Below are 9,982 nucleotides of genomic sequence, written 5' to 3' on the forward strand. Positions count from 1 at the left end.
GAGGAGGACCCCGAGGTGGTGGAGCGGCTCGTGGGGCTCGTCCGCGAGCTGGGCGTGGAGACCCTCGCCGAGCTGTGGGCGGACGCCCCGCCCGTGTCCCTCGCCGGCGCCCTCTGGCGGCTCTACGCCCTCCAGGAGGCCACGGCCCGCGACGGCGAGCGCTGGGCCGCCTGGTACCGCGCCGGGCACGCCGCGCACGCGGCCCGCGCGGTGGCCGGGGCCGTGGAGCCGCCCGGGCCCGACGAGCTGCGCCGTCTCACGGACACCATCCTCACGGGCGCGTACCGCTCCGAGATCGACGTCGCCTTCGAGCGCGCGGGCGCCTACGGGCGCGTCGTGGCCCTGGGCCAGGTCGAGCACGCCGCGGCCGCCGAGGCCGCCGACCCCGCCCCCGCCGAGACCGAGCCGGCCGGTGTCCCGGCCGAGGCCGCCGTCGTCCGTCTGACCGGCACCGCGGCCCAGTGCGGCCAGGTGCAGAGCGGCTCCGGGGTGGCCGTGGCCCCGGACCGCGTGCTGACCAACGCGCACGTGGTGCTCGGCGTGGACGCCCCCACGGTGACGGACGCGCAGCGCGGCGTCCACGACGCCCGGATCGTCCACCTGGACACCGCCCGCGACCTCGCGGTGCTCGCCCTCGACGGCGCCGACCTGCCGGTGATGCCGCTGGGCGCGGAGCTGGTCGGCGGGGAGTCGGCGCTCGTGATGGGCCATCCCGACGGCGGCCCGTTCGCCTCGATCCCGGCCACCGTCCAGGCCGTGGGCGAGGTGCCGCTCGGGGACGTCGTGACCGGCGCCGCCAGCATGGTGGACGTCTACACGCTGGCCGCGGACATCCGGCACGGCTACTCCGGCGGCCCCGTGGTGGACGCGGCGGACTCCCTGGCCGGCCTGGTCTTCGCCCGCGCCCCCGGGGCGGACCCCGTGGGCTACGCGCTCAGCGCCGACTCGATCGCCCCCGCCGTGGCCGCCGCCCCGGGCATGAGCGCCACCGTCCCCTCGGGGGACTGCATCCCGGGCGCCTGACGCGCCACGCACCCGACGTGGCCGGGTGGAGGGAGCCTGACGCGCCCACGGGCCGCCTCCGGCGGGGGTCGCCTCCCGGACGCACCCGCCCACGGAACCGGGAACTGGAGTATTGTGGCCGCCGTCACACTCGCATTCCCCAGACCTTCGGAGGTCCTGCATGTCCAGCACCGTCTCCGCGCCCGCCGCGGCGCCGACGCGCACCCGGGAGGAGTTCGCCGGTCGGTGGACGTTCATCCTGGCCGCGATCGGCTCCGCCGTGGGACTCGGCAACATCTGGCGCTTCCCGTACGTGGCCTATGAGAACGGCGGCGGCGCGTTCGTCATCCCGTACCTGATCGCGCTGCTCACCGCGGGCATCCCGCTGCTGTTCTTCGACTACGCGATCGGCCACCGCTTCCGCGGCTCCGCCCCGCTGGCCTTCCGTCGCCTCTCCCGCTGGACCGAGTCCGTCGGCTGGTGGCAGGTGCTGATCTGCGTCGTCATCGCCGTGTACTACGCGGCCATCATCGGCTGGGCCATCATGTACACCTGGTTCTCGGTGGACCAGCGTTGGGGCGCCGACCCCGAGACGTTCATGATGGGCGAGTTCCTGCAGGTCTCCGACGCCCCGAACCCGACCTTCGACGTCGTCTCCGGCGTGTTCTGGCCCATGCTCGCCGTGTGGGTCATCACCCTGCTGATCATGGGCTTCGGCGTGCGCCGCGGCGTCGCCATGGCCTCGATGATCGGCATCCCGCTGCTCGTCGTCATGTTCCTCGTGCTCGTGGGCATCGCCCTCACCCTGCCGGGCGCCACGCAGGGCCTGGACGCCCTGTTCACCCCGAACTGGGCCGCGCTGGCGGACCCGGGCGTGTGGATCGCCGCGTACGGCCAGATCTTCTTCTCGCTGTCCGTGGGCTTCGGCATCATGATCACCTACGCCTCCTACCTGAAGAAGCGCACCAACCTGACCGGCTCCGGCCTGGTCGTGGGCTTCTCCAACTCCGGCTTCGAGATCCTCGCCGGCATCGGCGTGTTCTCCGCCCTGGGCTTCATGGCCCAGGCCTCCGGGGTGTCCGTGGCGGACGTGGCCGGCAGCGGCATCGGCCTCGCGTTCATCGCGTTCCCCACCCTGATCTCGCAGGCCCCCGTGGGCGCCCTGATCGGCGTGCTGTTCTTCGGCTCGCTCGTGGTGGCCGGCTTCACCTCCCTGATCTCGATCCTCGAGGTGGTCATCTCCGCCGTGAAGGACAAGCTCGGCTGGGGCCGCTGGACCGCCACGATCGTCGTGGTCGGCCTGGCCGGCGTCGTCTCGATGGCCCTGTTCTCCACCACCTCGGGCCTGCACATGCTGGACACCATGGACGCCTTCGCCAACAACTTCGGCATCGTGGGCGCCGCCCTCGTGTCCGTGCTGCTGGTCACCGGCGTGCTCGGCTCGGCCCGCCGCGTCACCGCGCACCTGAACGCGGTCTCCTCGTTCAAGCTGGGCCGCGGCTACGTCCTGCTGATCGGCGTGCTCATGCCGATCGTCCTGGCCTACATCTGGCTGTCCTGGATCATGAAGGTCATCTCCGAGGGCTACGGCGGCTACCCGGGCGACTTCCTGGGCATCTACGGCTGGGGCGTGGCCATCGGCTCCGTGGTCCTGGCCGTGGTGCTCTCGCTGATCCCGTGGTCCCGCAAGTCCAACCTCTACGCCGAGGAGATGGAGACCGAGATCCACGGCGACCTCATCCCGCACAACGCGGTGCCCGAGGGCACCACCCCCACGGGCGCCATCCCGCTCGTGCCGGCGGACCACACCCGGAAGGAGCTCTGACCCATGAGCACCGCAGCGATCGTCATGATGTCCCTGGCCATCCTCCTCGTGTGGGGCGGGCTCGCGCTCTCCGCCGTCCACCTGCTCCGCCACCCGGACGACTCCTCGGGCGACCTCGCCCTGGGCGACCGGCTCGCCCCGGCCGCGTGGGAGCGCGAGGACGAGCTCGGCCGCGAGGACGTGCGCCTCGACGCCCGGCGCGGCTGAGTCGATGACCGCGACTCCGTCCGGCGCGGCCCCGTCCCCGGCTTCGGCCGCGGGCGGGGCCGCGCGCGTGGTCTCCGCCTCGCTGCCCGTGGTGGCGGTGGACGGAGCCCTGCCCGCCCCGCCCTACCGGCAGATCACGGACGCGGTGCTGGCCGGCGTCGCCTCGGGTTGCCTGGCCCGCGGTGACCGGTTGCCGCCGGTCCGCGCCCTCGCCTCCGAGCTCGGCGTGGCGCCGGGCACGGTGGCCCGGGCCTACAAGGAGCTCGAGGCGCGGGGGACCATCCTCACCCGCGGCCGGGCGGGCACGTTCGTGGCCGCCTCCGCGGACGCCCGGGCGGACGCCGCCCACCAGGCCGTCCGGCGATGCCTGGACACCCTGCTCGATCGGCTGGGCTACACGGCGGACGAGGCCGTGGAGCTGGTCCGTCGGGACGCGGCCGCCCGCGCCTGACGGGCCCGCCCGCGCCCGGCCCCCTCGCGCGACCGACGCGCCCCCTCACGACGACGCCGCCCCGGCCCGCACACTGCGTGCGGACCGGGGCGGCGTCGTCGTGCCGGCTCAGGCGCCGGGGGCCAGCGTCTCCACGATGCGCTGCATGACCGTGGGGTCGGCCAGCGTGGTGGCGTCGCCCGGATCGCGGCCCTCGGCCACGTCCTTGAGGAGGCGGCGCATGATCTTGCCGGAGCGGGTCTTCGGCAGCTCCGGGACCACGAGGACGCGCTTGGGCTTGGCGATCGGGCCGATGTCCCGGCCCACGTGCTGGCGCAGCTCCTCCTCGACCTCGGCGACGTCGCGGCCGGCCGCGGCGGCCTCCTCGGTGAGCAGCACGAAGGCGACGACGGCCTCGCCCGTGGTCTCGTCGGCGGCGCCTACCACGGCGGACTCGGCGACGGACGGGTGCGCCACCAGGGAGGACTCGATCTCCGTGGTGGACAGGCGGTGCCCGGAGACGTTCATGACGTCGTCCACACGGCCGAGCAGCCAGATGTCCCCGTCCTCGTCGTAGCGGGCGCCGTCGCCGGCGAAGTACATGCCGGGGAAGCGGGACCAGTAGGTCTCCTTGAAGCGCTCCGGGTTGCCCCAGATGCCGCGCAGCATGGACGGCCACGGCTCGCGGGCCACGAGGAAGCCGGCGGAGGTGTCCTTCATGGGCTCGCCGATCTCGTCCACCACCTCGAGCGTCACGCCGGGCACCGGGGTCTGCGCGGAGCCGGGCTTGAGCGTGGTCACGCCGGGCAGCGGGGTGAGCATGTGGGCGCCGGTCTCGGTCTGCCACCAGGTGTCCACGATCGGGCAGCGGCCGCCGCCGATGACCTCGTGGTACCAGCGCCAGGCCTCGGGGTTGATGGCCTCGCCCACGGTGCCGAGCACGCGCAGGCTGGACAGGTCGTACTCGTCCGGGATCTGGCGGCCCCACTTCATGCAGGTGCGGATGGCGGTGGGCGCCGTGTAGAGGATGCTCACGCCGTACTTCTGGACGATCTCCCACCAGCGGCCCTGGTGCGGGGAGTCGGGGGTGCCCTCGTAGATCACCTGGGTGGCGCCGTTGACGAGCGGCGCGTAGGCCACGTAGGAGTGACCGGTGACCCAGCCGACGTCGGCGGTGCACCAGTAGACGTCCGTCTCCGGGTGCAGGTCGAAGGTGTCGTGGTGGGTGGCCGCGGTCTGCACGAGGTAGCCGCCGGTGGTGTGCAGGATGCCCTTGGGCTTCCCGGTGGTGCCGGAGGTGTAGAGGATGTAGAGCGGATGCTCGGCGTCGTGCCAGACCAGCTCGTGCTCGTCGGACTGCGCGGGGACCACGTCGTGCCACCACAGGTCGCGGCCCTCGACGAGGGACACCTCGGCCTCGTTGCGGCGCACCACGAGCACGTGCTGCACGGAGTGGCCGGGCGCGGAGAGCGCCTCGTCCACGGCGGGCTTGAGCATGGAGGGCTTGCCGCGGCGGAAGGAGCCGTCCGCGGTGACCACGAGCTTGGCCTCGGCGTCGTCCACGCGGGAGCGCAGGGCGTCGGCGGAGAAGCCGCCGAACACCACGGAGTGCACCGCCCCGATGCGCGCGCAGGCGAGCATCGTGATGACGGCCTCGGGGATCATCGGCAGGTACACGGCCACGCGGTCGCCCTTGGCCACGCCGAGGGACTCGAACGCGTTGGCGGTGCGGCGGACCTCGGCGGCCAGCTCGGCGTAGGTGTAGGTGCGGGTGTCGCCCGGCTCGCCTTCGAAGTGGACGGCCACGCGGTCCCCGTTGCCGGCCTCCACGTGCCGGTCCAGCGCGTTGTAGGCGGCGTTGGTGGTGCCGCCGACGAACCACTTGGCGAACGGCGCGTCCGACCAGTCGAGCACCTCGGTGAAGTCCTGCTCCCAGTGGAGCACCTCGCGGGCGCGGCGACCCCAGTAGGCCAGGCGGTCCTCGGCGGCCTCCTCGTAGAGGTGGGCGCCGGCCACGGCCTGGGCGGCGAACTCGGCGGGCGGCGGGAACGTGGGGATCTGCTGGTCCATCGACGGGTGTCCTTTCGGGGTGCGGGCGGGCGGTGCCCGCGTCGTGGGTGTGACGTCGAGCACACATGCTTCGGGGCCCAGCATGCCGCGCCCGGGAAGGCGTCACAAATCTTCGGGCGTTGTGTGTCGCATCACGTCGGCGCCGGTGAGGGGCGACGTCGGCCCGGCCCGGGTTCCTAGGATGGGCGGACTCAGCGGCGACGGATCAGAGCGGGAGGACGCGGATGGGCGCGGAGCAGGCGGACACGCCCACGGGGGAGAGCCGGCTGGCGCTGGTGCGCCGGGCCCGGCGGATCGACCGCGAGCTCGCGGCCACGTACCCGTACGCCGTCGCGGAGCTGGACTTCGAGACCCCGTTCGAGCTCCTTGTGGCGACCGTGCTCTCCGCCCAGACCACGGACGTGCGCGTCAACGCGGCCACCCCCGCCCTGTTCGCCCGCTTCCCGGACGCCGCCGCGATGGCCGGGGCCTCCGAGGCGGAGCTGCAGGAGCTGGTGCGCTCCACCGGGTTCTACCGCAACAAGGCGTCCGCGATCCTGCGGCTGTCCCAGGAGCTCGTGGAGCGGCACGGCGGCGAGGTCCCGGACCGCCTCGAGGACCTCGTCGCGCTGCCCGGGGTGGGCCGCAAGACGGCGTTCGTGGTGCTCGGCAACGCCTTCGGGCGGCCCGGGATCACCGTGGACACGCACTTCGGCCGGCTGGCCCGGCGGCTGGGGTTCACGCAGGAGACGGACCCGGTGAAGGTGGAGCACGCCGTGGCGGAGCTGTTCCCCCGCCGGGACTGGACGATGCTCTCCCACCGCCTGATCTTCCACGGCCGGCGGATCTGCCACGCGCGCCGGCCCGCGTGCGGGGCCTGCCCGATCGCCCGGTGGTGCCCCTCCTACGGCGAGGGGGAGACCGACCCGGAGAAGGCGCGGGCGCTGCTGTCCTACGAGCTCAAGCCGGGCCGGGAGGAGCTGCTCGCGCTGATGCGCGCCGGGCTCTCGCGCCGGGAGCTGCGGGCCCGGGGGCACGGCCTGGACGCCTGAGGGGCCGCGCTCAGCGGGCCGGGGCGGGGTCCGATCCGCCGGCCGCGAGGCGCGCGCTCAGCCGGCCGCGAGGCCGGCCAGCACGTCGTCGACCGCGCCACGGGCGTGCACGCCCACGCCCACGAGGGTGGCGGTGGCCGCGCCGCACCAGTCGTCGTAGCCGAGCAGGTGCAGGCCCGGCACGTCCACGGAGGCCGTGGGCACCTCCCGCCGCGTCGCCGGGACGCCGGAGGAGCGGCGCGTCAGGTCGAGGCCGCGCAGGTGGCGCAGGTCGGCGCGGAAGCCCGTGCACCACACCACCGTGTCGAGGGCCCGCTCCGCGCCGCGCACCTCGGCCGCGAGGCGGCTCGAGGCGGCCCAGCCGTGCACCGCGCCGGCGTCGGGATCCCACCGGGCGCCGTCGGGGGTGAAGGCCGAGACCATCGGCACGGCGTGGAGGCCGGCCTCGTCGCGGGCGCGGCGCACCGGCGGGAGCATGACGATGTCCCCGAGATCGCCCACGCGCGCCTCCGAGCGGCCCAGCACCCGGGCCGAGGCGGTCTGGAAGAGGTGCCGGCCGTCCACGTCGTCCGGCATGAACCGCGGCGGACGGCGCGTGGCCCACGTGGTCTCCACGCCGGCCAGCAGCAGGTCCGCGGCGATCTGGGCCCCCGAGTTGCCGCCGCCCACCACCAGCACGCGACGCCCGGCGAAGGGCCCCGGACGCCGGTAGGCCGAGGAGTGCAGCTGCTCGCCGCGGAAGCCGTCCCCGCCGGCCACCGCGGGCAGGAACGGCCGCGTGAAGGAGCCGGTCGCGGAGATCACGGCGCGGGCGGCCACGGGCGGGCCGTCCTCCCGGTGGAGGGTGAACGGATGCGGCGCGTCGGCGTCGTGCTCCACCCGCGTGACGCGGACGCCGTGCCGCACGGGCAGGGCGTAGCGCTGCTCGTAGTCGGCGAGGTAGGCCACCACATGGTCCGCGCCCGGCGTGTCCGGGCCGGGGGACGGCGGCATGCGGCGGCCGGGCAGGGAGGAGTGTTCGGCCGGGGAGAACAGGCGCAGGGAGTCCCAGTGGTACGGCCACGCGCCGCCCGGGCCGGGGGAGGCGTCCAGCAGGACGAACGACGACGGCGGCCCCGGTCGGCGCCCGCGCTCGGCCTCGCGGGCGGCGCGGGCCAGGAAGTAGCCGGCCGCGAGCCCGGACTGGCCGGCCCCGATCACCGCGACGTCCACGGCCGAGGGCGGAGCCGGCGGTGCGGTCCGGGTGGTCATGGCATCGAGGCTACGGCCCCGGGAGGCGCGGCGGGAGGGGTGCCGGGGCGCCGTCGTCGTGGGCGCACCCCGCGCTTGGCGAATCGGGTGAGCTGTCGGAGGTGGCGGGGGCCATGACCTCCGAGGAGTCACCCGAATCCTCACGGATGGGCGGCTGGGCGGGAGGGGTGCCGAGGCGCCGTAGTCGGGCCGGGGATCGGGGCGGGGGATTGGGCCGGGGATCGGGTGGTCGGCTCACCCCAGTCCTATAAACTTGAAATAAAGCGTGAACTGGTCCAGGATGGAGCCATGACCAAGATCGCCATCATTACCGGATCCACCCGCCCCAACCGCCTGAACCGCCAGGTGGCCGACTGGGTGCTGGAGCGCGCCAATGGCCGCGGCGACGCCGCCGAGTACGAGCTCGTGGACATCGCCGACTTCGACCTGCCGCTGGTGGACGAGCCGATGCCCGCCGCCTGGCAGCAGTACGCCAACGAGCACACCAAGGCCTGGTCGGCGAAGATCGCCGAGTTCGACGGCTTCGTGTTCGTGACCCCGGAGTACAACCACTCCCTCGCTCCGGCCCTGGCCAACGCGCTGTCCTACCTGAACGCCGAGTGGGCCAACAAGGCCGCCGGCATCGTGGGTTACGGCTCCGCCATGGGCGTGCGCGCCACCGAGCACCTGCGCGCCATCCTCTCGGAGCTGCAGGTGGCCCACGTCCAGAAGCACGGCATGTTCAGCCTCTTCACCGACTTCAAGGACTTCGCCGAGTTCCAGCCCACCGAGCTGCAGGCCGCCTCGGTGGACCCGATGTTCGATCAGCTTCTGTCCTGGACCGAGGCCATGAAGACGGTCCGCCAGGGCTGATCGCCCGCGCCTGACCCCGCACCCAGCGGTTTCGGGTGAGTTGTCGGAGGTGTTCGAGCCGAACACCTCCGAGAACCCGCCCGAATCTCCACGGCGGGCCCGACCCCGATGCACCGGGGCCGGGCCCGCCGTCGTCGTGAGCGCGGCGAATGGGGTGAGTTGTCGGAGGTGTAAGCGGCCTTGACCCCCGAGAAGTCGCCCGAATCTCGTTCCCCCCGGCAGGCCGTCCCGCCGACCCGCGCCAGGGGTGCCGCTACCGTGGAGCCCATGCCCGATCGCCCCGCCCTCACCCACCCTCAGCCCGGCAGAATGGGGCGAGATGTCGGAGGTGAGGGGCGGAACGACCTCCGAGAAGTCGCCCCGAACGCGCAGGGCGGGGCGGACATGGCTGCGGTCCGGGACCGGCTCGCAGCGCTGGTCGAGCGGCACGGCGTGGCCGCGGACCAGGCCCCGCGCGACGCGCTCACGGAGATCCCCGCGAGTGCGGTCAGCACGTGGGGCTTCGACTGGCCCCGGGCCGAGCGGGCGCGCCCCTCGGCGGTGCTCATCCTCTTCGGCTCCCTCGACGACGTCCCGGCCCACCACGCCGACGACCGCGTCCACCCGGACGTGGACGTGCTGCTCACCCAGCGCGCCGCCACCCTGCGCACGCACGCGGGGCAGATCGCGTTCCCGGGCGGGCGCGTGGACCCCGAGGACGCGGACGTCGTGGCCACCGCCCTGCGCGAGGCCGAGGAGGAGACGGGCCTGGACCCGGACGGCGTCGAGGTCCTCGGCGTGCTGCCGCCCGTGCCCGTGGTGGTCTCCGGGCACGTGGTGCACCCGGTGATCGGCTGGTGGCGGGACCCCAGCCGCGTGGCAGTGGTGGACCAGGCCGAGGCGGCCGCCGTGTTCCGCATGCCCGTGGGCGACCTGGTGGACCCCGCGAACCGGTGCCGCGTGGCCCGGCCCGGCGGCCGCCGCGGCGAGACGCCCGGGTTCCTCGTGAGGGAGCGGCTCGTGTGGGGTTTCACCGCCGCCCTGCTGGACCGGATCCTCACGCTGCTGGACTGGGACACGCCCTGGGACTCGGGCCGCGTGATCGACGCGCACACTCACGCGCCTCTGCGCGGCTGACGAGCCACCGTCCGGCCGACGCCCGGCCGTCCGCCTGACGACTCCTGCACAGGCGCCCGCAGGGGCTCCGCGATCCCCAGGTCCGGGGCTGCTCGGGGTGGGCGCACCCCGGCGGCGCTGGACTGGAGGGGCCGGCGGCCGCGGACCGCGGCGGCCGTCGCCCGTCCCGCAGGAGGTCCGCCATGCGCCCGTTCGTCC

9 protein-coding genes are annotated in these 9,982 nt (G+C 74.3%); 7 read left to right on the forward strand and 2 right to left on the reverse strand.

The genetic code is table 11. The annotated features are described in order from the left end of the window. The 4 genes from NWP10_RS08530 to NWP10_RS08545 form a co-directional block, all read left to right on the forward strand. The coding region (locus NWP10_RS08530) for a trypsin-like peptidase domain-containing protein (RefSeq protein WP_258300563.1) at positions 1-1,023 on the forward strand (1,023 nt) is incomplete at its 5' end. Between the two features lie 160 nt (positions 1,024-1,183). Beyond that, the gene (locus NWP10_RS08535; protein ID WP_258300564.1) at positions 1,184-2,827 is read left to right on the forward strand and encodes a sodium-dependent transporter; all 1,644 of its coding nucleotides are present in this window, start codon (positions 1,184-1,186) and stop codon (positions 2,825-2,827) included. Between the two features lie 3 nt (positions 2,828-2,830). After that, positions 2,831-3,034 (forward strand): methionine/alanine import family NSS transporter small subunit, encoded by a 204-nt coding sequence (locus tag NWP10_RS08540; RefSeq protein WP_258300565.1) that lies wholly within the window; start codon positions 2,831-2,833, stop codon positions 3,032-3,034. Between the two features lie 4 nt (positions 3,035-3,038). Continuing rightward, positions 3,039-3,485, forward strand: a complete 447-nt coding sequence (locus NWP10_RS08545) for a GntR family transcriptional regulator (protein WP_258300566.1) — start codon at positions 3,039-3,041, stop codon at positions 3,483-3,485. 108 nt (positions 3,486-3,593) lie between these two features. On the opposite strand, the gene acs is transcribed toward NWP10_RS08545, so the two are convergent. Beyond that, the gene (gene acs, locus NWP10_RS08550) at positions 3,594-5,534 is read right to left on the reverse strand and encodes an acetate--CoA ligase (RefSeq protein WP_248192521.1); all 1,941 of its coding nucleotides are present in this window, start codon (positions 5,532-5,534) and stop codon (positions 3,594-3,596) included. Positions 5,535-5,758: 224 nt separating this feature from the next. On the opposite strand from acs, the gene nth reads away from it, so the two are divergent. After that, on the forward strand, positions 5,759-6,565 hold the full coding sequence (gene nth, locus NWP10_RS08555) for an endonuclease III (RefSeq protein ID WP_258300567.1): 807 nt from the start codon (positions 5,759-5,761) through the stop codon (positions 6,563-6,565). Positions 6,566-6,622: 57 nt separating this feature from the next. On the opposite strand, the gene NWP10_RS08560 is transcribed toward nth, so the two are convergent. Beyond that, positions 6,623-7,816: an NAD(P)/FAD-dependent oxidoreductase gene (locus NWP10_RS08560; RefSeq protein ID WP_258300568.1), complete on the reverse strand. Its 1,194-nt coding sequence runs from the start codon at positions 7,814-7,816 to the stop codon at positions 6,623-6,625. A gap of 288 nt (positions 7,817-8,104) precedes the next feature. Here NWP10_RS08560 and NWP10_RS08565 point away from each other — a divergent pair, with 288 nt between their 5' ends. Further along, positions 8,105-8,668, forward strand: coding sequence for an NADPH-dependent FMN reductase (locus tag NWP10_RS08565; RefSeq protein WP_258300569.1), 564 nt, complete (start codon positions 8,105-8,107; stop codon positions 8,666-8,668). A gap of 384 nt (positions 8,669-9,052) precedes the next feature. Further along, positions 9,053-9,784, forward strand: coding sequence for a CoA pyrophosphatase (locus NWP10_RS08570; RefSeq protein ID WP_258300570.1), 732 nt, complete (start codon positions 9,053-9,055; stop codon positions 9,782-9,784). The last annotated feature ends 198 nt before the right edge of the window (positions 9,785-9,982 follow it).

The organism is Micrococcus sp. HG099 (assembly GCF_024723355.1).
In the GTDB taxonomy this organism is placed as follows: domain Bacteria; phylum Actinomycetota; class Actinomycetes; order Actinomycetales; family Micrococcaceae; genus Micrococcus; species Micrococcus endophyticus.